Raw genomic sequence first — 26,753 nt, 5'->3', positions numbered from 1 at the left:
GTGGACGTCGATGTTGGGGCGCAGCTTGATTTCCTTGAGCTCGACGACCTTCTGACGCTTGCGCGCCTCGGCCTTCTTCTTCTGCTCCTGGAAACGGAACTTGCCGTAGTCGAGGATCTTGGCCACCGGCGGCTCGGACGTCGACACGATCTGAACCAGGTCCAGCCCCGCCTCCTCGGCGGCCTCCAGAGCGGCGGAGGTCGGCATCACACCCTGCTTTTCCCCGTGCTGGTCGATCAGCAGGACGCGCGGGGCGCGGATGTCTTGGTTCATGGGCGGCCCGTCTTTCACGGGCGGCTGGTTCATCGGACGGCGAATGGGCGTCGGTTCCTTATGTGGTTCAAAAAGTGTCTTGCGCGTCTCAAGGGACAGCGCGCGGTCATCCGCCGCGTTCCCTCGCCGTTCCTATATGACCGGGAAAGGCCGTCTCTTCAAGGTTCCGCGCGGGCGAAGACCATCTCGATGACCCGCCGATAGGCCCCTGTCAGGGCCTCGATCTCGCTGACGGGCGCCCGCTCGTCGATCTGGTGCATGGTCTGGCCGACCAGTCCCAGCTCCAGCACCGGACACAGGGCGCGGATGAAGCGGGCGTCCGATGTGCCCCCCGTCGTCGAGGCTTCCGGCCGGATGCCCAGCTCCGCCTCGACCGCGTCCTGCACCGCGCCTGTGAACCAGCCTTCCGGCGTCAGGAAAGCCTCGCCCGAACACATATGGTCCAACGTGATCTGAAGCCCCGTCTCGGCCTGCACCGCCCCGGCCTCCCGGTTCAGCCAGTCGATCAGGCCGTCGCCGGTCTGGGCCGGATTGAAGCGGATGTTCAGCCGCGCCTTCGCCTCGGCCGGAATGACGTTCGTCGCCGGATTGCCGACATCGATGGTGGTCAGCTCCAGGTTCGAGGGCTGAAACGCCTCATACCCATCGTCCAGTCCATGGGCGTCCAGCCGCGCCAGCAGCCGCACCAGCACCGGCACCGGGTTCGCCGCCCGGTCCGGATAGGCCACATGCCCCTGCTTGCCGTGGACGGTGATCCAGGTGTTCAGCGACCCGCGCCGCCCGATCTTGATGGTGTCGCCCAGCCGTTGCAGCGACGACGGCTCGCCCACCACGCAGGCGTCGATCACCTCGCCCTCGGCGGCCAGAGCCTCGACCACCCGCTTGGTCCCGTGCAGCGCCGGGCCTTCCTCGTCGCCCGTGATCAGGAAGGACAGCGAGCCCTTCGGCGGTCCATCCGCGAGCACCCGTGACACCGCCGCGACCCAGGCGGCGATCCCGCCCTTCATGTCGACCGCGCCTCGACCGATGACGACGCCGTCCTTCACCTCCGCCTCGAACGGCGCCGAGGACCAGGCCCCGGCATCCCCCGTCGGCACCACGTCGGTATGTCCCGCGAAACAGAGGTTGGGCGACGCCGTGCCCAGCCGGGCATAGAGGTTCTCGATCCGGGCGTGCACGCCCTCTCCGCCCGGTCCCTCGAAGGCCATGCGGCGGCAGGTGAAGCCGAGCCCCGTCAGCACCCGCTCCAGCACGTCCATCGCGCCCTCGTCGGCGGGCGTGACCGAGGGTCGGCGGATCAGGTCGCGCGTCAGCTGGACGGGATCGATGATGGGGGATGCGCCGCTCATGCGACCATGCTTTAGGGGGACTTCGCAGCCGCGAGAAGTCCATGCCCAAGATCGACATCGACGCAGCCCCCGAACGCAACGGCACGGCCTATCCGCCGCCCTTCGACGCCCCCTGCCGCGAACGTCGGCGTCGGCGACTGGGCAACGCCGTCGGCCTGACCCAGTTCGGCGTCAACCGCCTGATCCTTCCGCCCGGCGGTTGGTCGTCGCAGCGGCACTGGCACACAGCCGAGGACGAGTTCGTCTGGGTCGTCTCGGGCGAAGTCGTGCTGATCGACAATGACGGCGAGACGGTGCTGCGCGCGGGCGAGTGCGCGGGCTTTCCCAAGGGCGTCGCCAACGGCCATCACCTGGTCAACCGCTCCAGCGAGCCCGCTGTGATCCTTGAGGTCGGCGGACGAAATCCCGATCAGGACGCGGTCGACTATCCCGACATCGACCTGATGATCGCCGGCGACGGCGACACCGCCTATCGCCACAAGGACGGCACGCCCTATGACACCAGCGCCGGCCGGGTGACGTGACGGACTCTCCCGAGGCGCCTGAGCCGATCACCAAGCCCACCGCCGAGGCCGCGCTGGCCGCTCACGGAACCAACCCCTGGGCCATCCGCGATTTCCGCCTGATCTGGCTGGGGCGGCTGTCGGCGGTGCTGGCCATCCAGATCCAGTCTTCGGCCCTGCTTTGGCAGGTCTATGAGATTGCGCGCCGCGATCACCCGATCGAACAGGCCAGCCTGTACTTGGGCCTCGTCGGCCTGTTCCAGTTCATCCCGCTCCTGGCCCTGACCCTGCCCGCCGGCGAGATGGCGGACCGCAGGAACCGCCGCACCACCGTCATGCTGGCCATCGTCGCTGAAGGAACCTGCGCCGCCGCCTTCCTCGCCATGGCGCTCCACGGCAACCCGCCGCTGTGGGGCCTTCTGGCCGTCGCCTTCGGCTTCGGGGCGTCCCGCGCCTTTCTCGCGCCCGCCAGCCAGGCCTTCCTGCCCATGGTCGTCGGCCGCGCGGCGCTTCCCCGCGCCATCGCCGCCCAGTCGATCGCCTTCCAGACCGGCGCCATCGCCGGCCCGGCGCTCGGCGGCGTCATCGTCGGCCTGTCCACGCCGCTCGCCTACGGGACCTCGCTCGCCCTCTTCGGCGTCGGCCTCCTCTGCTTCCTCCTGATGCGCACCAGCGGCGAGCCTCCGCGCATCGAAGGCGGTCCCGGCCGCTGGCAGTCGGTCAAGGAAGGCCTCGCCTACGTCTGGAACACCAAGATCGTGTTGGGGGCCATCTCGCTCGATCTGATCGTCGTCCTGTTCGCGGGGGTGGCGTTGCTGACGCCCATCTTCGCCCGCGACATCCTTCAGGTCGGCCCCGAGGGCTTCGGCCTGCTCCGCGCCTCGTTCGGCGTGGGCGCCCTGGTTATGGCCGTGCTGCTGTCGCGCTATCCCATCCCAAGCAAGGGCGGCGTCTGGATGTTCGCCTCGGTCGCCGTCTTCGGCCTGGCGACCCTGACGTTCGGCCTCAGCAAGGTCGTGTGGCTCTCGGCGCTGGCGCTGTTCATCGGCGGGGCGGCCGACATGATCAGCGTCAACATTCGCCAGACCCTGATCCAGCTCTCCACCCCCGACCACATGCGCGGCCGGGTGTCGTCGGTGTCGATGCTGTTCATCGGTGCCTCCAACGAACTGGGCGAGGCCTATTCCGGCGTCATGGTCCGCTTCCTCGGCCCCATCGGCGCGGCGGTGTTCGGAGGGATCGGGGCACTGGGGGCGACGGGGCTGTGGGCCAGGCTGTTCCCTGACCTCAGAAAGGCGGATCGGCTGGTCTAGGCCGATGGTGGAACACCCTCATTGAACCAGTCGGTAGACGTAATGAAGCGCTCCGCCTTCTGAGGAGAGGCAAAGGGGCCGACCATTGCGCCATTATGACGCTCTACGAGAACGCCTTCGATCGTTTCTCGCTCTACGATGTAAGTCTGTCCCGAGTCGAAAAGCCTGACCTCGGCGGACCGCGATCCGACAGCGTTATAGAGCAGGGCCACAACGCGATACTCGTCGCCCTCCGCGGGCGGCTTAGGTCTGATGAGCAGGCGTCGGAGCCAACTCATCTCCACGCCCGGAAATGCTTCGACAACTTCAGCCCCTGCCGCTGATAGTGGCTGCCGCCCTCGCCATAGAGCCGCGTCGGCCGCTCCGTCAGCGGTTCATAGACCAGCCGGGCGACGATCTGGCCATGCTCCAGCAGGAACGGCGTGTCGTGCGTGCGCACCTCCAGCACCCCCTTCGATCCCGCGCCGTGGGCCTCGTCCGTGCCGAAGCCGGGGTCGAAGAAGCCCGCGTAATGCACCCGGAACTCACCCACGCTGGGATCGATCGGCGTCATCTCGGCGGCCTGATCGACCGGGATCTCCACGTCGTCGCTCGAGGCAAGAATGTAGAACTCGCCCGGGTCCAGCAGCAGCTCGCCGCGCCGCAGGGTCAGCGGCTCCCAGAAGTCCTTCGGGTCATGCCCGTCGATATGGTCCAGATCGACCACGCCCGCGTGCCGACGCCCCCGGAAGCCGACGATATCCCCGCCCTGCAGGTCGACGCCGACCGATCGCGTCTCCAGCTTCGGCGGTTCCCCGGCCTTGAGCCTGAGCTGGTTGAGCCGCGTGCCCGGCCGCACCAGGATGGAGAAGGTCTGCGGCGCGATCTCCAGATACAGCGGCCCCTCGTATCCCGCCTCCACGTCGTCGAACGACCCGCCCCGGTCGGTCAGCAACCGCACGAAGACGTCGACCCGTCCCGTCGAGCTCTTGGGGTTGGCCCGCGCGATCAGCCCCGGCGGCAGGGCCAGCCGCTCCTGCAGCTCGGCGATATAGACGCAGCCCTTCTCCAGCACGACGCCCTTGGACAGGTCGATCGGGTGCATCTCCACATCGGCGATCCGCTCGCTCACCAGCCGCCGTCCGGGCAGGAAGGACGCCCGCACGCGCCAGGCGCGGTCGGACAGCCGCAGATCCAGAGACGCGGGCTGGACCTGATCGGAGTCGAACGGCGTGGCCGAGGTGATCGCGCCCGTGGCGATCAGGGTCTCGATGGTCTGGCACGGCAGGATGCCGGGGCGGTCGTAGGTCAGGGTCATGCGCCATCGCATACACGGCGATCCGCGCCGGAAACAGCTTTCGGGCGACCGCGCTTGAAACGGTCACAGTCCGGCGCGACCATCGGCCCATGCACGACAGCCCGCCTTACGAAGCCGAAACCCAGGGCGTCGTCGTCCGCGTGCGCCCCGCTTACCTCGCGGGCCAGTCCGATCCGGACGAGGGCCGCTGGGTCTGGGCCTATCAGGTCGAGATCGAGAACCGGGGTCGGGAGACCGTCCAGCTGATGGCGCGGCGCTGGATCATCACCGACGCCACCGGCCATGTGGAGACGGTGCGTGGCCCCGGCGTGGTCGGCGAACAGCCGGTCATCCCACCGGGCGACAGCTACTCCTACGCCTCGGGCTGCCCGCTCCCGACGCCGTCCGGCACGATGGAGGGGGCGTTCATGATGGCCGACGCCACGGGCCGCTCCTTCGAGGCGACGATCCCGGCCTTCAGCCTCGACGTTCCCGGCGGGCGCGTTCTGAACTGAGAAAATCCTCCCCCGCGGAGCGTAGCGGAACGGGGGTCGACGCAGGGGCGGCGCAGCCGAGCCAAGGAGGGGACCATCCGAAGCCACTTGGCGAAGGATGGTGGAGGGGGCGGAAGCGCACACCGTTTCTGGAGCCGCCCCCTCCACCAGCCTTCGGCTGGTCCCCCTCCCCCGCTACGCGGGTGAGGATTGTGATCCTCTTAGTGGCTGTCGGCCTTGACGACCGGCAGTTCGTTGAACTGGTGATGCGGCGGCGGGCTGGACAGGGTCCATTCCAGGGTCGTGGCACCCTCGCCCCAGGGGTTGGCGACACCGGCGCGGCGACGGACGGCCGCCTCGATCAGCACGATCAGGAACACGACCACGCCGACCGCGGTGATGGCATAGCCCCACGACGAGACCTGGTTCCACAGGGTGTAGGCCTCCGGGTAGTCGATGTAGCGGCGCGGCATGCCCTGCAGGCCCAGGAAGTGCTGCGGGAAGAAGATCACGTTCACGCCGACGAACATGATCCAGAAGTGCAGCGCGCCCAGGAACTCGTTGTACTTCACGCCGAACATCTTCTCGAACCAGTAGTAGAAGCCCGCGAAGATGGCGAAGACAGCGCCCAGCGACAGCACATAGTGGAAGTGCGCCACGACGTAGTAGGTGTCGTGCAGGCTGTAGTCGATGCCGGCGTTCGACAGGACCACGCCGGTCACACCGCCCACCGTGAACAGGAAGATGAAGCCGATCGCCCAGAGCATGGGCGTCTTGAAGCTGAGCGAGCCGCCCCACATGGTCGCGATCCAGCTGAAGATCTTCACGCCCGTCGGAACCGCGATGATCATGGTCGCGGCGATGAAGTAGGCGCGAAGGTTCACGCTCATGCCGACCGTGTACATGTGGTGGGCCCACACGATGAAGCCGACGAAGCCGATGGCGACCATGGCGTAGGCCATCGCCAGGTAGCCGAACACCGGCTTCTTGGAGAAGGTCGAGACGATGTGGCTGATGATGCCGAAGCCCGGCAGGATCAGGATGTAGACCTCGGGGTGGCCGAAGAACCAGAACAGGTGCTGGAACATCACTGGATCACCACCGCCGGCGGGATCGAAGAAGCTGGTGCCGAAGTTGCGGTCCGTCAGCAGCATGGTGATGGCGCCCGCCAGAACCGGCAGCGACAGCAGAAGCAGGAAGGCGGTGACCAGCACCGACCACGCGAACAGCGGCATCCGGTGCAACGTCATGCCCGGCGCCCGCATGTTGAAGATGGTGGTGATGAAGTTGATCGCGCCCAGGATCGACGAGGCACCCGCCACGTGCAGCGAGAAGATCGCCAGATCCATGGCCGGACCCGTGTGGCCGCTGGTCGAGAGCGGCGGATAGATGGTCCAGCCGCCGCCGAAGCCGCGACCCGGTCCGCCGTCCACGAACAGCGACAGGCACAGCAGCACCCAGGCCGAGACCAGCAGCCAGAACGAGACGTTGTTCATGCGCGGGAAGGCCATGTCGGGCGCCCCGATCATGATGGGCACGAACCAGTTGCCGAAGCCGCCGATCATCGCCGGCATGACCATGAAGAAGATCATGATCAGGGCGTGGGCCGTGACGGTGACGTTGTAGCCGTGCTTGGAGGCTTCGACGATCCCGAGCTGTTCGATCAGGCCCCCGGGCACGAACCACTGGATGCCCGGCTCGGCCAGCTCCAGCCGGATGAAGCCTGACAGGATCCCGCCAACGATACCCGCCATAATGGCGAAGATCAGATACAGCGTCCCGATGTCCTTATGGTTGGTGGACAGGAACCAGCGGGTGAAGAAGCCCGGCTTGTGGTCGTGCTCCGCATGGGCGTCATGCCCGGGAGCGATGTGGGTGTCGGCGGTGATGTCGGTGGCCATGATCGTTTTCGGTCTGACGATTACTGCGCGGGCGCGGCGTCTGGAGCGGAGGCCGCTCCAGCGCTGGGCGCGGCGGGGTTCGGGGCTTCGGCGACGGCCGGCTGGGCCGCGTCGGCGGCGGCCGGAGCCTCGGTCGGGGCGCCGGTCGTGCCGGCGGCGACTTGAGCGGCCGTTCCGCCCGGAGCCTCGGCGGCGGTGGCCGGGGTCATCGATCCGCCCTTGGAAGCGACCCAGTCGGCGAACTCGGCCTCGGTCACGACATTGATCTGGATCGGCATGAAGGCGTGATCGACGCCGCACAGTTCCGAACACTGGCCGTAGAAGATGCCCGTACGCTCGGCACGGAACCAGGTCTCGTTGACCCGGCCCGGGATTGCGTCGGTCTTCAGCCCGAACGCCGGCAGGGCGAAGGCGTGGATCACGTCGGCGGCGGTCACGAGGACACGCACCGTCTTGCCCACTGGCACGACGATGGGCTCATCTACGGCCAGGCGATAGGGCACGCCCTGGGCCTGGGCCTCGGCTTCCGGCAGCATGTTGGAGATGTATTCCGGCACGCCCTGGTCCGGGTACTCATAGGCCCAGTTCCACTGGTTGCCGGTCGCCTTCACCGTCAGGTCCGGCGTTGGCATGTTATGATAGGCGAACAGCAGGCGGAACGAGAACAGGGAGATGCCGACCAGGATCATGACCGGCAACACCGTCCAGACGATCTCCACCAGGGTGTTGTGGCTCCACTTGGCCGGGGTCGGATTGGCCTTGGCGTTGTAGCGGAACACGACCCAGGCCAGCAGGCCCAAGACCAGCAGCGAGATTCCGACGATGATCGGCATCAGGATGGCATTATGAAAGGTGGTCGCCTGATGCATCACAGGCGAGGCCGCCGGCTGCAGTCCGATATTGCCCGGGGTAGGCTGGCCCATCAGGTCTTGCGCCCAGGCGGGCGCGGCGAAGAAGGCGGCGAGCGAGGCCGTGGCGATGCCGCCGACGATCCCGTTCAGGGCGCGCTTGCCCAGACGCATGCGATTGTTCCTCATCCTGCTCAGTAAACCGGACCTGGCGGGGAAGCGCGGACCCGGCGTCGCCCCTGAAACGACAGGGATCGACGATTTCACGCGGTCCTTATCGCCCGCACCCCCGCTTGCCAAGCGATTGGACGCCGCACCGGCGATTTGGCGCAGGCCCGGACTGACCTAGCGTCAGCAATCCGGGCAGTCGGGCATGACGTCGGATTCGAGCTGAAACGTGGTGTGAGCGATGCCGAAGCGGGCCTTGGCCAGCCCCTGGGCCTCGGCCAGCAAAGCCTTGGGATCGCCCCGGTCGTGAACAAGATGGGCGGTCAGGGCTGTTGTCGTCGTGGACAGACCCCAGACATGCAGGTCGTGGACGGCCGTCACGCCGGGCAGTTCCGTCAGGGCCTGCTTGACCGCTGCGACGTTCACCGAAGCCGGGGCCGCGTCGAGCGCGAGGTTCAGCGATTCGCGAAAGAGGCCCCAGGTCCCGAGCAGGATCACGCCGACGATAACCAGGCTGACCGCCGGGTCGATCACGCTCCAGCCCGTCAGCAGGATCAGCCCCCCGGAAACGACGACGCCCAGCGACACCCCGGCGTCGGCCATCATGTGCAGATAGGCTCCCCGGGCGTTGAGGTCGTGGTGGTCCTTCATGAACAGCAGAGCCGTGCCGAGGTTGATGACGAAGCCGATCCCGGCCACGGCCATGATGAGCCCCGACTCGACCGGCGCGGGCTCGGCGATCCGGCGCACAGCCTCGAAGGTGATGGCCCCGCAGGCGAAGATCAGCAGGATGGCGTTGGCGAGCGCCGCCAGCACCGTCGCCTTGCCGAAGCCGTAGGTGCGGTTGGGTCCCGCCGCGCGCCTGGCCAGGACCGCCGCGCCGCCGGCCATGGCGAGCCCGAGGACGTCCGAAAGATTGTGCCCCGCGTCGGCTAGCAGGGCCGTCGAGCCTGAGATCAAGCCCGCGATGGCCTCGCAGACGACGAAGGCGAGATTGACGACCAGACCCACGCCATATCGCCAGTCGCCGGTATCGACCGGGCCGTGCCCGTGATGGTGGCCATGATGGTGGCCATGATGCGCGTCGTCATGGCCATGGTCGTGATGATCATGGTCGTGGTGCGCATGGTCCGCGTGTGCGTGTCCGCCCGACATGGCTCCAGCCTAGTGCTGGTGCGTCACGATAAGAAGGCCGATCGCGATCAGGGCGACGCCCAGCACCGCCCCCTCGTAGCGCGCCCACCGTTCCAGCCGCAGGATCGAGGCCCCGGCGCGAGCCAGCAGGGTGAAGACCGTCATGCCCAGAACCGTGCCGAGCGCGAAGGCGAGCGTCAGCACCGCCAGCACAGCCGCCCCCTCGCCCGCCGCCGACATGTAGATGGGCAACAGCACCTCGCCCGGCGACAGGGCCATGACCCCGACCAGGCCCCAGAAGGCGGCCGCGTGCGACACGGTCGGCTCGGCCAGATCCATACCGGGGCCGCCGGCCGTGGCCGGTCGGCGCGCCATGGCCCGGATCAGGTAGAAGCCGCCGAAAACGAACAGCAGACCCGCCGAAAGCCAGGGCAGAATGCCCTCTATGACCGTGTCGAGCACGAGCCCGGCCGCCACGATCAGGCTACCGACGAACACCGTCGAGGCCACATGGGCCAGCCCCGCCGCCGTCACCGCAGCGAGATTCCGCGCCAGACTCCACCGCTGCGCCCGCCCGACCAGCACGAACGGCAGCCAGTGCGTGGGCAGGGCGGCATGCAGGAAGGCCGCCGCGAGCCCACCCCCGACGAGCGAGAGCAGGACCGGCTGTTCAAGGTCGGACGGCGACATCGCCGACCCTGTAGCGCGTTACTTTATAACGGTCGAGGGGTTTTCAGGCATAGAGACTGCGTCGATCCAACGGCAGACCGCTTGGTCCTGCGCGACGGCGTTGGGCGACCGTCTGGTAGACCAGGATGGACCCCCGCTCGAAGCCCTTGGCGCACATGGCGAAGAAGATCAGCCACAGTCGCGTCCGCTCCTCGCCGACCATCGCGACCGCTTCCTTACGCCGGGCCATCAGGCGGCGCGACCACTCCGCCGTGGTGCGCTGGAAGTGCTCACGCAGGTCCTCGACGTCCAGCACCTCGAAGCCGAGCCGGCCCAGGTTGGTCACCGTCATGCCGATGGTATCCAGCTCGCCGCCCGGGAAGATGAAGCGGCTGATGGCGCGGGTGGCGTGGGTCTGGGGCGCGATATTGGCCGGGTCGCTGCCGCCGCGCCGCACCGAGGCCTGATGGAAATAGAGGCCGCCGGGCTTGAGCAGCCGCTTCATCTCCAGGAAGTGGCGGTCGTGGTTGGCGAAGCCGACGTGCTCGAACATCTCCACCTGGCTGATGGCGTCGAAGTGGTCCGACATGTCGAGGTCGCGGTAGTCGCGCAGCTCGAGCGTGATCCTGTCCGACAGGCCCAGCCGCTCGACCTTGGCGCGGGCGAAGGCCAGCTGCTCCTCGGACAGGGTCACGCCGTGAACTGTGACGCCGTAGTGCCGCGCCGCCCAGCACGACAGACCGCCCCAGCCGCAGCCGACGTCGAGCAGCTTCTGCCCCGGCTTGAGGCGCAGCTTTCGGCAGATCAGGTCCAGCTTGCGGGTCTGGGCCTCCTCCAGCGAGGTCGTGTCGTCGGCGTAGTAGGCGCTGGAATAGACCATCTCCGGATCGAGGAAGAGGCCGTAGAAGTCGTTACCGACGTCGTAGTGGAACTGGATAAAATCCTTGTCCTTGCGCGCCGCCTTGTCCTGACGCTGGCCGGCCATGCCTTCGACGTCATAGGCGGCATCGCCGACGCTCCGGGTCCGGCCGCCCATCAGGAAGGGCAGCAGTTCGCGCGCGATCAGGCTCTTGTCGACGCGACGCGGCAGGTGGACGGCGCGGCCGTGGTCCCAGCGCTCGGCCGCCTCCAGCGGACTGCCGCCCTCGATGCGCACGTCCCCGGCACCATAGAGCTCGAACAGGGTCATCAGGCTGGGCTTCAGAATCAGCCGCCGAACCGCGCCGGGGTCGGTCAGGACGATGCGGATGTCGTCGCGCGCGTTCGGCCCCAGCGGCAGGACCTCGCCCGTCCACAGCTGGAGCGACAGGTCGGCCTGCAGGTGCTCGGCGATGTGCGAGGCGATCCGGCGCGCGGCCTGGACCCGGCGGTCTTGCGTCATGGCGGGCTCAGTCCTGGGGTTCGGCCAGCGAGCGGCGCGCGGTGTCGAAGTACTGCCAGCCGGTCCACACCGTGGCGATGGCGGCGAACCAGATCAGGGTGAGGGAAAACTGTTGGAACCAAGGCAGATAGTCGAACTCCAGCCCGAAGCCGTCCCAGTTGAGCGCGAACAACTGGGCGCCCAGCGCCACCAGCTGGACCGTGGTCTTCCATTTGGCCAACGTCGTCACTTCAAGCGTCACCCGTCCGGCCACGGTCTCGCGCAGCGCCGAAACCGCGAACTCGCGGAACAGGATCAGGCCGCACGGAATGGCGATCTCCGGGACGCTGCCGGACGTCAGAACGCCCAGGATGGCGCCCGTGACCAGTACCTTGTCGGCGATGGGGTCCAGGATCGCGCCCCACCGCGTGGTGGCGTTCCAGCGCCGGGCCAGATAGCCGTCGACCCAGTCGGTCGAGGCGGCCACGACGAAGATGTAGAAGGCCGCGCGATAGAGGCCGAACTGATCCTCCGGGCTCAGATAGGACGACAACGGGCCCAGTCCTCCGGTCGCCCCGGCCAGAATCAGGAACATCGCCACGCCCGCGATCAGCCGCAGCGCGGTCAGGATGTTGGGGATGGGATTGGCGCGATGGCTGTGGGGCACGTCAGGGGCTTTCTGGCAGCGCGTCGAAAAGAGGCTTCAGCTGCCGGTGGGGCGGCTCGGAAAACGGATTGACGATGGTCAGGCCGCGATAGCGAAAACCATCGTGCATGTCTTCCGACAACAGCAGATCACAGCCGTCGGAGGCGGCGACATTGACGATGAGGGCGTCCCAGACCTGAAACTCGTGGTCCCGGGCCAGTTCGAAAGCCGCGCTGAAGTCGTCCTGCGTCGCCGGGCGAATGTCGAAAGCTTCCCGCCACTCGGCCAGCATGGCGATGGCGGCATCCGGCGATCGCTTCAGCTTTCGAACGACGACAGTGTAGAATTCTCCGGCGACCTGAGCCGGAAGACAGACATCCGACAGCGGCAGGGCCCTCAGCAGGGCGCGAGCCGTCGCGTTTCTCGCGTCGTCGCCCCCGCTGACCGCATAGACCAGGATGTTGGTGTCGAGGGCGACCCTCACTCGTAGCCGTCGTCGCGCGTGAACGGACCCATGTTCTGGGGCGGCGTCCTGGCCATCTCATCGAGAAAGGCGATCAGCCGGCGTTTCCTGGCGTCTTCGTCCAGCGCGGACGGCGTGACCGGCGCGATCCTGGCGACCGGCTTGCCGTGCGACGTGACGACATAGGTCGCGCCACCCGAGACCTCGCTCAGGACGCGCGAGAACTCGCGGTTGGCTTCGGTGGCTGAGATCGACCGCTCCATGCCGCCAATGTAGTGGATTTCACTACTTTCGACAATCAGGCGAGCGGTTCGAACCGCGCGGCCGGGGTCAGCTTGCGCAGGATGCCCTCGGCGATGCCGAAGTGCAGGCCGGTCAGCTCCAGCTCGCCCGCCGCCTCGCGCTCGGCGATCCAGGGGAAGGTGCGCAGATTGCGGATCGACAGGCGCACGATGGCCTCCTCCGACGCCTGTTCGACATCGGCCGGGTCCGCGGTTTCCGCGACGCGGCGGACGACCGGCGTGCCCTGTTCGATCCAGGGCGCGACGAAATCCTGAACGTCGTCGGGGGCCCCGTTCCGCATGGCTGCAACGCCGCCGCAGTGGGCGTGGCCCATGACGACGATACGGCGGACCTTCAGCGCCTTCACCCCAAACTCCAGCGCCGCCGAGACGCCGTGCAGCTGGCCGTCCGGCTGATAGGGCGGCACCAAGTTGGCGACGTTTCTGACCACGAACAGCTGGCCCGGCGCGGCGTCGAAGATCAGGGCGGGATCGGCTCGACTGTCCGAACAGGCGACGATCAGGGTGTGCGGCGTCTGGCCGGCGGCCAGCGCCTCATACTCGGCCTTGGCCTCGGGCCAATGCTCGGTGCGAAAGCGGCGGTAGCCCGCGAGGAGGGGGTCATTGGCAGCGTCAGTCATGGGCGGGCGGCATACGCCATCCGGCGGAGGCCTGCCAACCTCCGACCCCCGGCTCAGCCGCGCGGCGTCTTGTCGATCAGCACCGCCTGCTGCCATGCGCTCGGGGCCTTGTCGGTGCGGTGGATGCAGCCGGCCCAGCAGCAGGGGCGTTTCTTGCCCTCGCGCATCTCCTCCAGCGTCCGGGCGATGCGGCGCTCGCGGGTCCTGGGCTGTTTGGCGTCCTCGACCCAGCAGATGAATTCGTTGCGGCCGAGCGGCGTCAGGGCCTCCCAAAGGGCATGAGCCTCCGCATCGCCCTTAATGGCGGCGCGCAGGTCGGGACCCGCCTCGTGCACCGTGCCATGGGAAAAGTCGCTCATGCGCGCGGCTCCGACATCAGCGAACCCTAGCGCCGCGTCTCGGGGTGGAAGAAGCCGTAGATCCGTTCGGCCAGCGCCTGGTTCACACCCTCGACCTTGACCAGATCGACGACGGAGGCGCGCGAGACCCCCTTGGCCGAGCCGAAGGCGTGCAGCAGGGCGCGTTTCCTGCCGGGACCCACGCCTTCGATTTCGTCGAGCGGGTTCTTCTTGATGTCCATCGCGCGGCGCTTGGCATGCGCCCCGTTGGCGAAGCGGTGGGCCTCGTCGCGCAGCCGCTGGATGTAATAGAGCGCCGGCGACTTCAGCGGCAGCATGAAGGGCGGCTTGCCCGGCACGAAGAACCGCTCCAGCCCCGCGTCGCGATCCGGCCCCTTGGCCACGCCGACGGCCGTGATGTCCTCCAGCCCCAGGTCGGCCAGCACCGCCTGAACCTCGGCCAGCTGCCCCGCCCCGCCGTCGATCAGCAGGAGGTCGGGTCGCACGACTTCCTCGGTCCCTTCCTCCTCGTCCTTGACCAGGCGGGAGAAGCGGCGGCGCATGACCTCGCGCATCATGCCGTAGTCGTCGCCGGGGGTCAGGTCGGTCCCCTTGATGTTGAACTTGCGATACTGCGACTTCTGGAAGCCTTCGGGCCCGGCCACGATCATACCGCCCACGGCGTTCGATCCCTGGATGTGGGCGTTGTCGTAGACCTCGATGCGTTCGGGCCGAGCCTCTAGCCCGAAGGCCTCGCAGACCTCGTCCAGAATCTTGGACTGGGCCGAGCTTTCGGCGAGCTTGCGACCGAGCGCCTCACGCGCATTGGTCAGGGCGTGATCGACAAGGCTCCTGCGGTCGCCCCGCATCGGCCGCTCGATGGAGACCACCCGGCGGCCGTCCGCCTGCTTGGCTTTCATCGAGAAGGCCTCTTCCAGCAGCTCTTTCTCGAACGGCGCGACGTTGACCAGGATCAGACGCGGGACCGGCTTGTCCTCGTAGAACTGGCCGAGGAAGGCCGACAGGATCTCCGGGTCGGTGTCGGACTTGTCCACGCGCGGGAAATAGGCCCGCCCGCCCCAGTTCTGGCCCCCGCGATAGAAGAACACCTGCACGCAGGCCTGGCCGCCCTCGCTGTGGAGCGCGAAGACGTCGGCCTCAGCCACCCCGTCGGCGTTGACGCTGTTCTCCATGGCGATGGCCGACAGGGCGCGGATGCGGTCGCGGACCCGCGCCGCCTGTTCGAAGTCCATGCGCTCGGCGGCTTCCGTCATCTCCTTGGACAGGCGCCCGATGACGGCGCGCGACTTGCCGCGCAGGAAGAGCGAGGCCTCTTCGACCAGATCGCCGTAGTCCTCCAGCGAGATCAGGCCGGTGCAGGGCGCCGAGCAGCGCTTGATCTGGTGCAGCATGCAGGGCCGGGTGCGGGTCTCGTAGACGCTGTCGGAGCAGGAGCGCAGCAGGAAGGCCTTCTGCAGGGTCGTCAGGGTGCGGTTGACCGCCCAGGTCGAGGCGAACGGCCCGAAGTAGTCGCCCGGCGTCGTGTGGGCCCCGCGATGCTTTCGGACCTGGGGCGCGCGGTGGTCCTTTCGGATCATCAGCTCGGCGAAGGACTTGTCGTCCCTCAGCACCACGTTGAAGCGGGGCTTCAGCTTCTTGATGAAGTTGGATTCCAGGAGCAGGGCCTCGGTCTCCGACGCCGTGACCACCAGCTCCATCGAGCGGGTCAGCGAGACCATCAGGCCGATGCGCTGGGTGTGGAAGCGGCCCTGGGCGTATTGGAGGATCCGCTTCTTCAGCGACTTGGCCTTGCCGACGTAGAGGCAGGTCCCGTCCTCGCCGTACATGCGGTAGACGCCCGGCTTGTCGGGCGCGCGCTTGGCCTCGTCGCGGATCAGGTCGGCGGCGACAAGCGGGGGGTCACTGTAGGAAGGCGTTGTCGGCATTGCCCACGTAGATAGCGAGGGCGAGGTTCACAGGCCATCTCGTGCAAACACAGCGCGTCGCTGACTCAGCCCGACAGCTCACGGACAGTAAGCCCATCGATGACAATGTAGAGCGACTCGTCCCGGGTGCCTCCCCTCTTGCGGCCCTGGAGCCAGATCACATGTCTGCCGTCGTCACACGCGAGGAGGCGCGTGCTTAGAAGCAGCCAGTAATCGTCAAGGGCGGCCTGCACCTTCTGAAGTTCCGATTGCGGAAGCGATCCCGTCGGAGTGCCGATCTCAATAATCCGGACCTCGCGCCGGCGCGCTCCAGCCACAGCGATCTCTTCGAGCCGGATATCAAGTCCACCGCTTTGGCACTGAAACTGGTGTTGAACTTCGTAACGTTCCGATCGTCGGCCGGTCTCCAGTTGCAGATAACCGAGCACTTCAAGGGGCGATGAGCCCTCTTGCACTGTCGCCTGGAGCGGGACGATCCACGCGCCCATCAGGGCGAACACCTGAAGTCCTGTCATTCATGACCTACATTCGCGACGGTGGACAACATCGTCTGGTTGCCCAGCGTGTCAGTGCATCACCGCCCGTTCCACAGCATCTAACGTTTCGGTGATGGGACTGCTCGTAATTTCCGGAGCTTTTCAGCAACGGGACATGCGTCGGGGCACGCCGTATCGCACACCTTCCGACTAGCCCCTCCAACCTGTCTCCGGGCCATTTGCGTTGACTCGGGTGCGGCACTTGTCTATGTCGCCGCTCTTCGCCCGCGGGGGGTCCTCCGGCGGGCGCATTCTTTTTCGCGTTAAGCCGAGGCCTCAACATGTACGCGGTGATCAAAACCGGCGGCAAGCAGTACCGGGTTCAACCGGGCGACACCATCGTGGTCGAGAAGCTCGACGGCGAGGCCGGCGCGGCCGTGAACTTCGGCGAAGTCCTGATGCTGGGCGGCGACAAGGGCGTCACCGTCGGCGCCCCGCTGATCGACGGCGCTGTCGTCGCCGCGACCCTGATCGAGACCCGCAAGGGCGAGAAGGTGAAGATCTTCAAGAAGATCCGCCGCCAGGGCTATCGCCGCACGCGCGGTCACCGCCAGCTGGAATCGGTCCTGCGCATCACCGGCATCGAAGGCGCCGGCGAGAAGGCCAAGTGGGACGGCAAGGTCGAACTGCTGACCAAGGCCGAGATCAACGCCCGCGCCCGCGGCCTGGCCCCGCGCGTGGAAGCCGCTCCGGCCGCCGAAGAGGCTCCGAAGGCCGCCAAGAAGGCTCCGGCCAAGAAGGCCGCCGCCAAGACCGAAACCGCCGCTTCGTCCGACGAAGCCTAAGATTCGTCCGACGAAGCCTAAGACCAGTAAGAGAACGGGAGACTTCCCATGGCACACAAGAAATCCGGCGGTTCGTCGCGCAACGGTCGCGACTCCGAGTCCAAGCGCCTCGGCGTGAAGAAGTTCGGCGGCGAGCGCGTGCTGGCCGGCAACATCCTCGTGCGTCAGCGCGGCACCAAGTTCCACCCGGGCACCAACGTCGGTCTCGGCCGCGACCACACCCTGTTCGCCACGGCGACCGGTGCGGTCCAGTTCCAGACCAAACGTGGCGGCCGCTGTTACGTGTCGATCATTCCGGCGAACGACGACCAACAGGCGCTTGCCGCCGAGTAACGCGAAACCGGCCTTCGGATCGCGTTGCTCCTCTCCAAGAAGCAGCCGATCCGGACCAAGGGAAATATTCCGCGGGGAGTCTGGATCACCAGGCTCCCCGTTTGCGTTCCCCGCCTCGAAGTCCGCCCGAGCCCTCCCCAAGGAGGCGGACACGTCATCAGGCGAGGCGGCCCATGTGTGTCATTGAAACCTCTCCGGTCGTGGAGACGCGGCGGCTCCTGCTGCGCGCGCCCGGACCCCAGGACATCCCTGCGATCGCGCGACTGGCCAACGATCCCGACATCGCGCGCATGACCTGCCGCATGCCCCACCCCTTCGGTCAGGGCGACGCGGAGGCCTTCGTCGTCCAGGTCGCGGCCCAGAACCCGGCCAAGGCCGCCACCTTCCTGATCGAGCACGAGGATCAGGGCCCGGTCGGCGTCATCGGCATGTTCGAGGACAGTGATGTGGCTCCGGAGACCGGCTACTGGATCGGTCGGCCCTTCTGGGGCCGAGGCTTCGCCACCGAGGCGCTGGAGGGCGCTCTGGTGTGGGCCGGCAAGCGGTGGAAGCGGCGCGCGCTCATGGCCGGCCACTTCGCCGACAACCCGGCGTCCGGCCGCGTGCTGGAAAAGGCGGGCTTTCTCTATACGGGCGAGACGAGGAAGCGCTTCAGCAAGGCGCGCGGCGAGCCGGTCGATACGCGCATGATGGTCTGGCTGGCCTGATTGCGGTCAGGCCCCGCCGCTCTCCAGAAACCGCAGGGCGCTCAGCACATGGGCGCGCACGCCCACGACCAGCACATCCTCGTTAACGTCGAACTGGGGCGAGTGGTTGGGGGCGGCGGTGGCTGGGTCGACGCCGTCGGCGGTTCCGCCGAGGTGATAGAAGACGCCCGGAACCTCGTTCTGGAAGTAGGAGAAGTCCTCCGCCACCGTCGTCGGCGGGGTGGCGGGGTTGACGTTGCCCTCTCCGGCCGCCTCCTCCAGCACCGGCGCCAACCAGCCGGACAGGGCCGGGTCGTTGAACACCAGGGCCGCGTTCTCGGTCACGCGGAAGTCCGCGGTCGCGCCATAGGCCTCGGCCACATGGTCGATGGCGGCCCCGGCCCGGTCCACCAGCGCCTGACGCTGGGCGCGGTCGAAGGTCCGAAGCGTGCCGGACATGGCCGCCGTGTCGGGGATGATGTTGTAGCGAACACCGGCGTCGAGCGTGGCGATGGTGAAGACGGTCGGCGTCGTCGTCGGATCGACGGTGCGCGCCGTCAGGGTATTGATCGTCGAGATGACCTGCCCCGCCACGGCGATGACGTCGACGCCCCGCCACGGCCAGGCCCCGTGGGTCTGACGGCCCGTCAGGGTGATATCCACGCGATCCGACGCCGCCATGAACCCTTGCGGCCGATAGAAGATCGTTCCCGGCCGCCCAGGCACCACATGCAGCCCGAAGATGGCCTCGACCTCTGGGTTCTCCAGCGCCCCCGCCTCGATCATCAGTCGCGCCCCGCCCATCGGCTCGCCGGGCGGCACGCCCTCCTCGGCAGGCTGGAAAAGGAAGACGATGGTGCCGGAGAAGCGGTCCTTCATTCCGCTGAGCACCTCCGCGGCGCCCAGCAGCATGGCGACATGGGCGTCGTGGCCACAGGCGTGGGCCACGGGCACGGTCTGGCCCAGATAGGTCCCGGTGGCCGTCGAGGCGAAGGGCAGGCCGGTGGCCTCTTGCACCGGCAGGGCGTCCATGTCGGCTCTCAGCGCAACGACCCGCTGCTGCCCCTGGCCTGTGCCCCGCAGGATGCCGACGACGCCGGTGCGGCCCACGCCTTCGCGCACCTCGTCGAAGCCGAAACCGCGCAGGCGTTCGGCAACGAAGGCCGCCGTCTGAACCTCGGCCAGCCCGAGTTCCGGGTTCTGGTGCAGGTGGCGGCGCCAGGCGACGACGTCGGCGTTCACGGCGTCGGCCGCCGTCCGGACTTCGGCGGCGGTGACCTGAGCCAGGGCGGGCGCCGCGGCCAGCGTCAGCATGGCGGCGAGGGTTGCGGTGCGGATCATGGAGACGGCCCCTGAAAGCGAGGCTGGATGATGGGCAGACGCCCTGCGCAGACGCAAGCGACTTGCGGATCGGGGCGACGCAGCCGATCTGTTGGACATGGCGATCAAGACGACCAAGACCCGCTGGAAGGACGTCGTCCTGGTCTGCAAGAAGTGCCAGAAGAAGCTCGACGGCGGCTTCGGCCCCGATGGCGACAAGTCGCTGAAAAAGGCCCTGAAGAAGTATCTTCGGCCGGGTGACGGCAAGGGCAGGAAGGCCGAACTGGCGGTGATCGAGACGGGATGTTTCGACATCTGTCCCAAGAAGGCCGTGGTCGCCGTCAACGCCGCCGAACCCAAGCAGCTCCTGATCGTGCCCGCCGGCGCCGACCTGTTCGAGGTCAAGGCGCGGCTTGGGCTGGATGATGGCCGGCGGCTCAAGCCCACCCTGACGGTGGTCGGCGAGGACTGACCCTAGGACGGGATTGGGGTAAGGCAGGCCATGTCCCCCACCTCGCCCGCCTTCGTGATCCTGTTCGTCGTCAGCCTGATCGCGGCGGCGGGGAACATGGGGTTGCAGTCGGTGCTGCCGAACATCGGGCGGACGTTCGGCCTGGCCGACACCCTGGTCGCCGCGGCCTTCGCCATCTCGGCTCTGATGTGGACGGTGGCCTCGCCCTTCTGGGCGCGACTGTCGGATCGGGCGGGACGCAAGAACGTCATCCTGATCGGCCTTACCGGCTTCGTCGTATCCATGGCCGGATTTGGGCTTGGGGCCACCTTCGGGCTGGAGGGATGGCTCGCCCCCCTGACCGCCTTCGTCCTCATGGCCGTCGCTCGGACCGTCTATGGCGTTCTGGGCTCGGCCGCGCCGATCGCCTCCCAGGCCTATGTCGCCGACAGGACCAGCCCGGAGGAACGCACCCAGGCCATGTCGCTGCTGGCCTCGGCCCAGGGGCTGGGCACGGTGATCGGGCCGGTGCTGTCACCGTTTCTCGTCTTGCCTATCGTTGGCCTGGCCGGACCCATGTACGCCTTCGCCCTGATCGGCCTGGTCGTGCTGGTCGTCGTCTGGAAACGCCTGCCGTCCGGCGACGTGGTGCGCCTGCCGACCGCCCGGATGGGCAATGCGGGCAAGGGGTTGTGGCGCGATCCACGCGTGCGCGATTTCCTGCTCTACGGCCTTCTGGTCACGAGCGCCCAGGCCGTGAATATCGCCGTCCTGGGCTTCCACATCATCGACGAGATGGCTGAGACGGGCCTGCCCGCCGCCCAGGCCCAGGCCTTCATCGGCGTGGCCATGTTCGCCGGCGCCGCTGCCACGCTCATGGTCCAATGGGGCCTGATCCCGCTGCTGAAGATGCAGCCACTGGCCCTCATGCGCTGGGGTGCCGGGCTGGCGTTGGCGGGCAATCTGCTCAGTATGGTCGCGCCGGGCTATTTCGGGGTCGTGGTCGGATACGCCGTGGTTTCGATGGGCGTCGGTTTCGCCCGCCCCGGCTTCACAGCCGGATCCTCGCTCGCGGTGGGGCCGCAAGAACAGGGTGCCGTGGCCGGTCTGATGATGTCACTCGCGGGCCTCAGCTTCCTTCTGCCACCTGTGATCGGCGTGGCGCTCTATGGCCTTGGCGAGGCCGCACCGTTCGGAGCCAATGCCGGGCTGCTCGCCATCGCGACGGTCATGGCCCTGATGAGCCCGACGCTGCGTCGCGACCCGCACCCCGATGTGATCGATACGCCTGCGCCGGAGACGCCACCCGCCTCCCAGCCCGGACCGGAAGGCAGCCGCTGACGACGCGACGAAAGCCCCGCTTGCGTCCCGCTGTCCGGATTGCGAAATCGGCCGGATGAGCACCTTCAAGATCGAACGGCGGATCGGCGTCCAGACCAGCGCGGAGCGCATCTGGGCCCTCATCGCCGACCTTCCCTACTGGGACCGCTGGAACCCGGTCGAGACCCAGGTCGAGGGGCGCATCGGCTTTGGCGGCAGCCTGACCCTCACCGAGACCATACCGGCACTGGGAGAGCGCCGCGCAACACTCGGCGTGGCTGAGTGGACGCCGGAGAGCCAGCTGATCCTGACCGAAAAGCGCGGCTTTCTATTCCACGCCGTTCGCTATTTCGAAATCGAGCAGCTTCAGCCGCAAAGCTGCATCGTCGCCAACGGCTTCATCTTCCGGGGCTTTCGTGGAGAGGGTTTTCACGAGAAGAACCGCCGCCATCTCAAGGCCGCCTGCGAGGCTGTGGCCGAGAGCCTGAAGGCCCACGCGGAAGCGGGCTGACACCCTATTCGGTCTGCGGCGCAGTCGCCTGCTGACCGTCGCGGGTCTTCATCTGGTCCTGGATCTGGATGATGGCAGGGCCCAGGATCACGACGAACAGCACCGGCAGGAAGAAGAGGATCATCGGCACCGTCAACTGGGCCGGCAAGGCCGCAGCCTTCTTCTCCGCCGCCGACAGACGCAGCTCCCGGTTTTCCTTGGCCATCGTCCGCAACGCGGTCGCCAGCGGCGTGCCGTACTGCTCAGCCTGGACCATGGCGGTCGCCACAGCGCGCACGCCCGGATGGTTGGTCCGCTTGGCCAGGCCGTCATAGGCCATCCGCCGATCGGGCAGGTAGCTGAGCTCAGCCGACAGCAGCGCCAGCTCCTCGGCCAGTTCGACCGAGGTCGTGCCGATTTCCTGGCTGACCTTCACAATCGCCGCCTCGATCGACATGCCCGATTCCACGCAGATCAGCAGCAGGTCCAGGGCATCGGGAAAGCCCAGCATGATCGACTGGCGCCGCTTGGTGATGCGGTTCTGCAGATAGACGTTGGGGCCGTAGAAGCCGAGCACGGTCGCGCCCATGATCATCGGCAGCTTGGTGATCGGCGGCAGGCCGAAGTCATTGATGAAGAACAGATAAAATGCGCTGAATAGCAGGAAGAAGATCGGCGTGGCGAACCGGAAGAAGTAGAAGGTCGTCACCGGCCTGGGCCCGCGGAAGCCCGCCTGGATCATCTGCTCGGCGACCTTTGGGTCCTCCAGCAGCTTGGACAGGTTCAACTGCTCGACGATCTTCTTCTTGAATCCGTCGTCGGTGTGGCGCAGCCCGCCCTGGCCGCCGGCGATGGCGGCGCGCGACTTGCGCTTCAGCTCGTCTCGCCGGGTCGAGACCGCCTGCATCCGCTTGTCGAGCTGGACCCCGCCGGTCATCGACCCCAGCAGGGTGATCATGGTGGCGAACACCAGCACGCCCACGCCGATGCTGAGCAGGTTGCGGGGTTCGACGATGGCTTCGATCATGCCCATGCCCCGCCCCCTAGATCTTGAACGAGATCATGCGCTTCATCACGAAGATGCCGCAGCCCATCCAGATCGCCGAGCCCAGCAGCATGATCTGCCCGCGGATATCGGTGAACATCAGCGCCATGTAGGACGGCGTGGTCAGACCCACGAGCGCCATCACGACGGGCGGCAGCGAGCCGATGATCCCGGCCGATGCCAGGGCCTCGGACGACAGGGCCTTGACCTTCTCTCGCATCATCCTCCGGGCTCGGAGCACATGAGACAGGTTTCCGAGGGCCTCGGCCAGATTGCCGCCGGTCTTTTGCTGGATGGCGATGACGATGGCGAAGAATTTCAGCTCCGGCGTCGGGATGCGCTCGTACATCTTCTCCAGCGCTTGAGACAGGGTCAGGCCGACGCCGAGGCCCTCGACCAGGGTCTGGAACTCCGGGCCCAGCGGCGCGGGGCTCTCCTTGGCGATGATCTTGAAGCAGTCGTGAACCGGCAAGCCCGACTTGATGCCCCGCACAATAACGTCAACGGCGTTTGGAAACTCCAGCCCGAACTTCTTCATCCGGCCGCTGGCTACGAAGCCAACGATCCAGCGCGGAAGGCCCAGTCCCGCCGCGACGCCCGCGCCCAGCGCCACCAGGATGTGGAGACCGAACACCAGGGCCACCAGAGCCGCCACGACGCCCAGAACGCCGCTGATGATCCAGAACGTCCGTACGCTGATGCCCAGACCGGCGTGCTTCAGTCGCGCCGCGATGGTCATGCGGGCCTTGCGTTCCTTGCGCTCGGCCTCCTTCAGCTGGTTCTCGATGGCCTTGCGACGCGCCTCCGGCGTGTTCGCTTCCGCCTTCGCGGCCTTGACCCGCGCAGCCTTGGTCTGGCCCAAACCCATGGCCTCGGCGCGCTTCACCGCCTGCGCGGAGCTGTCGTCGCCGCCGACGAAGACCCAGCCCAGGCCCCCGATGGTGATGAAGGCCAGGATGGCGGCCAGGACTTCCAGCATCGCCGCTACTCCGCCGCGTCCAGGGCCTCGGCCAGTTCGCGCTCCAGCCCATAGTAGCGGGCGCGGTCCCAGAAGCGGGGGCGGGCGATGCCGGTCGAACGGTGACGGCCGATGATCTTGCCGTTCTCGTCCTCGCCGGTGATCTCGTAGACGAACAGGTCCTGGGTGACGATCACGTCGCCCTCCAGCCCGACCACCTCGGTGATGTGGGTGATGCGACGCGAGCCGTCGCGCAGGCGCGCCGCCTGGATGATGACGTCGACCGATCCAACGATCATTTCACGGATGGTCTTGGAGGGCAGACCATAGCCGCCCATGGTGATCATGGATTCCATCCGGCTGATGGCTTCGCGCGGGCTGTTGGCGTGCAGCGTGCCCATCGACCCGTCGTGGCCGGTGTTCATGGCCTGCAGCAGGTCGAAGGCTTCCGGTCCACGCACCTCGCCGACGATGATCCGTTCAGGACGCATCCGCAGACAGTTCTTCACCAGGTCGCGCATGGTGATCATGCCCTGGCCTTCAAGGTTCGGCGGCCGAGTCTCCAGACGGACCACGTGCGGCTGCTGCAGCTGCAGTTCGGCGGCGTCCTCGCAGGTGATGACCCGCTCGGTCGGGTCGATGAAGGCCGTCATGGTGTTGAGCAGCGTCGTCTTGCCCGAGCCCGTGCCGCCCGAGATAACCACGTTGCATCGACAGGCGCCGATGACGCCCAGGACCCGCGCGCCTTCCGGGCTGATGGAGTTGTACTCCACCAGGTTGCGCATGGTCAGCTTGTCTTTCTTGAACTTCCGGATCGTCAACGTCGCGCCGTCGATGGCCAGCGGCGGGGCGATGACGTTGACGCGGCTGCCGTCCGGCAGACGGGCGTCGCAGATCGGGGAGCTCTCGTCCACGCGGCGGCCGACCTGGCTGACGATCCGCTGGCAGATGTTCATCAGCTGGGCGTTGTCACGGAAGCGGACGTTGGTCAGCTGGACCTTGCCGCCCACCTCGATGAAGACGCGGCCCGCGCCGTTGACCATGATATCGGCGATGTCGTCGCGGCTCAGCAGCGGCTCCAGCGGCCCATAGCCCAGGACGTCGTTGACGATGTCCTGGACCAGATGCTCCTGCTCGGCCACCGACATGGAGACGTTCTTGATCGCCACCAGCTCGGCGACGATGTCGCGGATTTCCTCGGCCGCCGCCTTGGGATCGAGCTGGGCCAGCTGGGCCAGGTCGATCGTATTCATCAGGGCGTTGAAGATCGTCGTCTTGGTGGCGTGGTAGTAGTCACTCTGCTCGCGGACGATCTCGGCGACAGCCTGCGCCTTCTTCAGCTGCTCGAAACCGGGCGTAGCCTTGGGGCCAGGGCCGGTCGAGGCCTGCGGCTGGGGCTTCGGCTTGGGCTTGGAGGCCAGGGCGTCGAGCCGATCCACGCCGGCGGAGGCTCCGGCTGCCGGGCCGGGCCGGGGCTGGGCGGCCGGGCCGGGCTGGGGCGCGATGCCCTCGGCCGAAAACCCGAAGGCCTGGGTCTGATGGCCCTGCTGGGGCTGGGGCGCGGCGGCGGCGTGGTCGAAGGCGGCCGCGGGTTCGGGCATGGGCGCGGGCTGGGGCGGCGGTGGGGCCGTCGCGACGCCGGGTGAACCTGTGCGCTTGCCGAACACCGATCAGGTCTTCTTCTTGAACAGGCCGGAGAACAGGGACTTGCCCTCGCCCTTGGGCGCCTTGGGTGGCTTGCCGGGCGCCGCCAGCGCGGGCAGTTCTCGGCGCGACACGATCTGGGCCAGCAGCTGGAACGCCTCGGCCGCCTTGGACTTGGCCCCCATGTCCAGGATCATCTGGCCGTTGTTCGCAGCTGCGCCGAACAGCTTGGCGTCGAACGGGATCGACAGGCTGGGGTGCACCCCCAAAGCCGCGCCGAAGTCCTTGGCCGAGATCTCCGGCCGGCCGGGAACGCCCACCTGATTGAGCACCAGCCGCGGCGGCGCGTCGTTCGGCCGACCCGAGCGGATCAGATCGATCATGTTCTTGGCGTTGCGGAGGGACGCCAGATCCGGCGTCGCCACCACCACCACCTCGTCGGCGGCGATCAGGGTGCGGCGCATCCAGCCCGACCAGATGTGCGGCAGGTCCAGTACCACGAAGGGTGCCGTTCCCCGGATCTGGGTCGTGACCTCCTCGAAGGCCTCGGCGCTGATCTCCCAGTCGTTGTCGAGCGTCGCGGGCGCGGCGAACAGGCTCAGCTTGTCCGTGCACCGGACCATCATCCGGTCCAGCAGTACAGGGTCCAGACGGTCAGGCTGGCCCAGTGCATCAGCCACGCCGCTCAGCGGGTCCTGGTTGAAGTCGAGGCCCGCCGTACCGAACGGTAGATCGTAATCGACGATGACGGTGTTGGCGCCGATCTTCTCGGACATCGCATAGGCGGTGTTGTGCGCCACGGACGACGCCCCCGATCCGCCGCGCGCGCCCACGAAGGCGATGGAGCGGCCGACGAAGGGCTGGGCGGGATCCGAAAACAGTCCGCCAATCGCGGCGATCAGCTGCAGCGGCTGGATCGGGGCGACCAGATACTCGCTGACGCCCCGCTTCATCAGTTCCCGGAACAGGATGATGTCGTTAGTCGCGCCGATGACGATGACCTTGGTCCCGGCATCGCAGACCTCGGCGAGGCGATCGACCTGCCACAGCAGGGTGCCCGGATCCTGCATGCATTCGACGATGATCAGGGGCGGCGTCGGCTCCTGATTGTAGGCATCGACCGCGGCCGGAATACCGCCGACCCGGATCTGCGTCGTGGCGCGCGCCATGCGGCGGTCCTGACCCGCGCGTTCCGACGCGGCTAGGGTGTCCTGCCGTTCGGCGAAGACGTGGATGGCGATGCGCGGGATCGTGACTTCGGTCTGAAGACCCGCCGACATGGGGTGCGGTTGAATGGCGGCGGACGCACCCGCGACCAGATCGCCCACAGGGTTGTAACCTGCGCCGGCGGGCAGGCCGCCCTGCGTCATCGGCAAGCCCGCGGGGTGCGCCACCACGGCACCGCCCTGCGAGACCGGCGCGTTCGGATCATGACCGCCGGGAACCGTGAACTGCAGCGGCTCACGCGGATTGGGGTCCCCGACCTCTACAGTCGGGGCGGCGTGCTGCACGACGTCGAGATCGGCATCGAACTCGTCGTCCAGAGGGTCATAGGGTCGCGAGGCAAACGCATTGGTCATCG

Annotated in this window: 29 protein-coding genes; 9 read left to right on the top strand and 20 right to left on the bottom strand. The window is 67.4% G+C overall.

Annotation, left to right across the window (positions count from 1 at the left end):
* Positions 1-306 (bottom strand): translation initiation factor IF-3 (gene infC / locus IP78_RS06315; protein WP_082384883.1); only part of this gene is annotated, 306 nt, incomplete at its 3' end.
* 125 nt (positions 307-431) lie between these two features.
* Positions 432-1,622, bottom strand: a complete 1,191-nt coding sequence (gene dapE, locus IP78_RS06310; protein WP_054110849.1) for a succinyl-diaminopimelate desuccinylase — start codon at positions 1,620-1,622, stop codon at positions 432-434.
* Positions 1,623-1,663: 41 nt separating this feature from the next.
* On the opposite strand from dapE, the gene IP78_RS06305 reads away from it, so the two are divergent.
* Together IP78_RS06305 and IP78_RS06300 are read left to right on the top strand one after the other, a co-directional pair.
* Positions 1,664-2,146 carry a cupin domain-containing protein gene (locus tag IP78_RS06305; RefSeq protein WP_054110848.1) on the top strand — a complete coding sequence of 161 codons (483 nt, stop codon included), beginning with the start codon at positions 1,664-1,666 and terminating at the stop codon, positions 2,144-2,146.
* Positions 2,147-2,172: 26 nt separating this feature from the next.
* Positions 2,173-3,438, top strand: coding sequence for an MFS transporter (locus IP78_RS06300; RefSeq protein ID WP_054110855.1), 1,266 nt, complete (start codon positions 2,173-2,175; stop codon positions 3,436-3,438).
* 274 nt (positions 3,439-3,712) lie between these two features.
* Here the strand turns inward: IP78_RS06300 and IP78_RS06295 are convergent, their stop codons facing one another.
* Positions 3,713-4,735, bottom strand: coding sequence for a 2'-deoxycytidine 5'-triphosphate deaminase (locus IP78_RS06295; RefSeq protein WP_054110854.1), 1,023 nt, complete (start codon positions 4,733-4,735; stop codon positions 3,713-3,715).
* An 89-nt stretch (positions 4,736-4,824) separates the two neighbouring features.
* Here IP78_RS06295 and apaG point away from each other — a divergent pair, with 89 nt between their 5' ends.
* Entirely contained in the window at positions 4,825-5,229 is a 405-nt protein-coding gene (gene apaG / locus IP78_RS06290) for a Co2+/Mg2+ efflux protein ApaG (RefSeq protein WP_054110847.1), read from the top strand.
* A 200-nt stretch (positions 5,230-5,429) separates the two neighbouring features.
* Here the strand turns inward: apaG and ctaD are convergent, their stop codons facing one another.
* The 12 genes from ctaD to IP78_RS06230 all read right to left on the bottom strand — a co-directional run bounded on the left by ctaD (position 5,430) and on the right by IP78_RS06230 (position 16,103).
* Entirely contained in the window at positions 5,430-7,109 is a 1,680-nt protein-coding gene (gene ctaD, locus IP78_RS06285) for a cytochrome c oxidase subunit I (protein ID WP_054110846.1), read from the bottom strand.
* A 20-nt stretch (positions 7,110-7,129) separates the two neighbouring features.
* On the bottom strand, positions 7,130-8,131 hold the full coding sequence (coxB, locus tag IP78_RS06280; RefSeq protein ID WP_054110845.1) for a cytochrome c oxidase subunit II: 1,002 nt from the start codon (positions 8,129-8,131) through the stop codon (positions 7,130-7,132).
* A 177-nt stretch (positions 8,132-8,308) separates the two neighbouring features.
* The gene (locus IP78_RS06275) at positions 8,309-9,280 is read right to left on the bottom strand and encodes a cation diffusion facilitator family transporter (protein WP_054110844.1); all 972 of its coding nucleotides are present in this window, start codon (positions 9,278-9,280) and stop codon (positions 8,309-8,311) included.
* A gap of 9 nt (positions 9,281-9,289) precedes the next feature.
* Positions 9,290-9,949 (bottom strand): hypothetical protein, encoded by a 660-nt coding sequence (locus IP78_RS06270; protein ID WP_054110843.1) that lies wholly within the window; start codon positions 9,947-9,949, stop codon positions 9,290-9,292.
* A 43-nt stretch (positions 9,950-9,992) separates the two neighbouring features.
* Entirely contained in the window at positions 9,993-11,309 is a 1,317-nt protein-coding gene (locus IP78_RS06265; RefSeq protein WP_054110842.1) for a cyclopropane-fatty-acyl-phospholipid synthase family protein, read from the bottom strand.
* Positions 11,310-11,316: 7 nt separating this feature from the next.
* Positions 11,317-11,955 carry a CDP-diacylglycerol--glycerol-3-phosphate 3-phosphatidyltransferase gene (gene pgsA / locus IP78_RS06260; protein WP_054110841.1) on the bottom strand — a complete coding sequence of 213 codons (639 nt, stop codon included), beginning with the start codon at positions 11,953-11,955 and terminating at the stop codon, positions 11,317-11,319.
* A 1-nt stretch (position 11,956) separates the two neighbouring features.
* Positions 11,957-12,418, bottom strand: a complete 462-nt coding sequence (locus tag IP78_RS06255; protein WP_054110840.1) for a PIN domain-containing protein — start codon at positions 12,416-12,418, stop codon at positions 11,957-11,959.
* Positions 12,415-12,660, bottom strand: coding sequence for a type II toxin-antitoxin system Phd/YefM family antitoxin (locus IP78_RS06250; RefSeq protein ID WP_054110839.1), 246 nt, complete (start codon positions 12,658-12,660; stop codon positions 12,415-12,417). The genes IP78_RS06255 and IP78_RS06250 overlap by 4 nt, the downstream gene beginning before the upstream one ends.
* Positions 12,661-12,695: 35 nt before the next feature.
* Positions 12,696-13,319: a carbonic anhydrase gene (locus IP78_RS06245; RefSeq protein WP_054110838.1), complete on the bottom strand. Its 624-nt coding sequence runs from the start codon at positions 13,317-13,319 to the stop codon at positions 12,696-12,698.
* 53 nt (positions 13,320-13,372) lie between these two features.
* Entirely contained in the window at positions 13,373-13,678 is a 306-nt protein-coding gene (locus tag IP78_RS06240) for a YdeI/OmpD-associated family protein (protein ID WP_054110837.1), read from the bottom strand.
* Between the two features lie 26 nt (positions 13,679-13,704).
* Entirely contained in the window at positions 13,705-15,603 is a 1,899-nt protein-coding gene (gene uvrC, locus IP78_RS06235) for an excinuclease ABC subunit UvrC (protein ID WP_054110836.1), read from the bottom strand.
* A gap of 65 nt (positions 15,604-15,668) precedes the next feature.
* The gene (locus IP78_RS06230) at positions 15,669-16,103 is read right to left on the bottom strand and encodes a hypothetical protein (protein ID WP_054110835.1); all 435 of its coding nucleotides are present in this window, start codon (positions 16,101-16,103) and stop codon (positions 15,669-15,671) included.
* A 317-nt stretch (positions 16,104-16,420) separates the two neighbouring features.
* Between IP78_RS06230 and rplU the strand changes: the two genes are divergently transcribed.
* From rplU to IP78_RS06215, 3 genes are all read left to right on the top strand, one after another.
* Entirely contained in the window at positions 16,421-16,924 is a 504-nt protein-coding gene (gene rplU / locus IP78_RS06225; RefSeq protein ID WP_054110834.1) for a 50S ribosomal protein L21, read from the top strand.
* Positions 16,925-16,972: 48 nt separating this feature from the next.
* On the top strand, positions 16,973-17,257 hold the full coding sequence (rpmA, locus tag IP78_RS06220; protein ID WP_029418146.1) for a 50S ribosomal protein L27: 285 nt from the start codon (positions 16,973-16,975) through the stop codon (positions 17,255-17,257).
* 173 nt (positions 17,258-17,430) lie between these two features.
* Positions 17,431-17,964: a GNAT family N-acetyltransferase gene (locus tag IP78_RS06215; protein ID WP_054110833.1), complete on the top strand. Its 534-nt coding sequence runs from the start codon at positions 17,431-17,433 to the stop codon at positions 17,962-17,964.
* Between the two features lie 6 nt (positions 17,965-17,970).
* Here IP78_RS06215 and IP78_RS06210 read toward each other — a convergent pair whose 3' ends face one another.
* Positions 17,971-19,284 carry an amidohydrolase gene (locus IP78_RS06210; RefSeq protein WP_054110832.1) on the bottom strand — a complete coding sequence of 438 codons (1,314 nt, stop codon included), beginning with the start codon at positions 19,282-19,284 and terminating at the stop codon, positions 17,971-17,973.
* Positions 19,285-19,381: 97 nt separating this feature from the next.
* Between IP78_RS06210 and IP78_RS06205 the strand changes: the two genes are divergently transcribed.
* The 3 genes from IP78_RS06205 to IP78_RS06195 are packed head-to-tail and all read left to right on the top strand — an operon-like array spanning position 19,382 to position 21,545.
* Positions 19,382-19,735, top strand: a complete 354-nt coding sequence (locus IP78_RS06205) for a hypothetical protein (RefSeq protein WP_054110831.1) — start codon at positions 19,382-19,384, stop codon at positions 19,733-19,735.
* Between the two features lie 30 nt (positions 19,736-19,765).
* Positions 19,766-21,055, top strand: a complete 1,290-nt coding sequence (locus IP78_RS06200; RefSeq protein ID WP_054110830.1) for an MFS transporter — start codon at positions 19,766-19,768, stop codon at positions 21,053-21,055.
* A 55-nt stretch (positions 21,056-21,110) separates the two neighbouring features.
* Positions 21,111-21,545 (top strand): SRPBCC domain-containing protein, encoded by a 435-nt coding sequence (locus IP78_RS06195; protein ID WP_054110829.1) that lies wholly within the window; start codon positions 21,111-21,113, stop codon positions 21,543-21,545.
* A 4-nt stretch (positions 21,546-21,549) separates the two neighbouring features.
* Here the strand turns inward: IP78_RS06195 and IP78_RS06190 are convergent, their stop codons facing one another.
* The 4 genes from IP78_RS06190 to IP78_RS06175 are packed head-to-tail and all read right to left on the bottom strand — an operon-like array spanning position 21,550 to position 26,751.
* Positions 21,550-22,557, bottom strand: a complete 1,008-nt coding sequence (locus IP78_RS06190; protein ID WP_082384882.1) for a type II secretion system F family protein — start codon at positions 22,555-22,557, stop codon at positions 21,550-21,552.
* Positions 22,558-22,567: 10 nt separating this feature from the next.
* Entirely contained in the window at positions 22,568-23,548 is a 981-nt protein-coding gene (locus tag IP78_RS06185) for a type II secretion system F family protein (RefSeq protein ID WP_054110828.1), read from the bottom strand.
* Positions 23,549-23,553: 5 nt separating this feature from the next.
* Positions 23,554-25,194, bottom strand: a complete 1,641-nt coding sequence (locus IP78_RS06180) for a CpaF family protein (RefSeq protein WP_231680939.1) — start codon at positions 25,192-25,194, stop codon at positions 23,554-23,556.
* 3 nt (positions 25,195-25,197) lie between these two features.
* On the bottom strand, positions 25,198-26,751 hold the full coding sequence (locus IP78_RS06175) for a CpaE family protein (RefSeq protein ID WP_054110827.1): 1,554 nt from the start codon (positions 26,749-26,751) through the stop codon (positions 25,198-25,200).
* Between the last annotated feature and the right edge of the window lie 2 nt (positions 26,752-26,753).

The sequence above is a fragment of the Brevundimonas sp. AAP58 genome (assembly GCF_001295975.1).
GTDB lineage: Bacteria > Pseudomonadota > Alphaproteobacteria > Caulobacterales > Caulobacteraceae > Brevundimonas.
The sequence above is the reverse complement of the archived record's forward strand: the minus strand, read 5'-3'. Positions and strand labels throughout refer to the sequence as shown.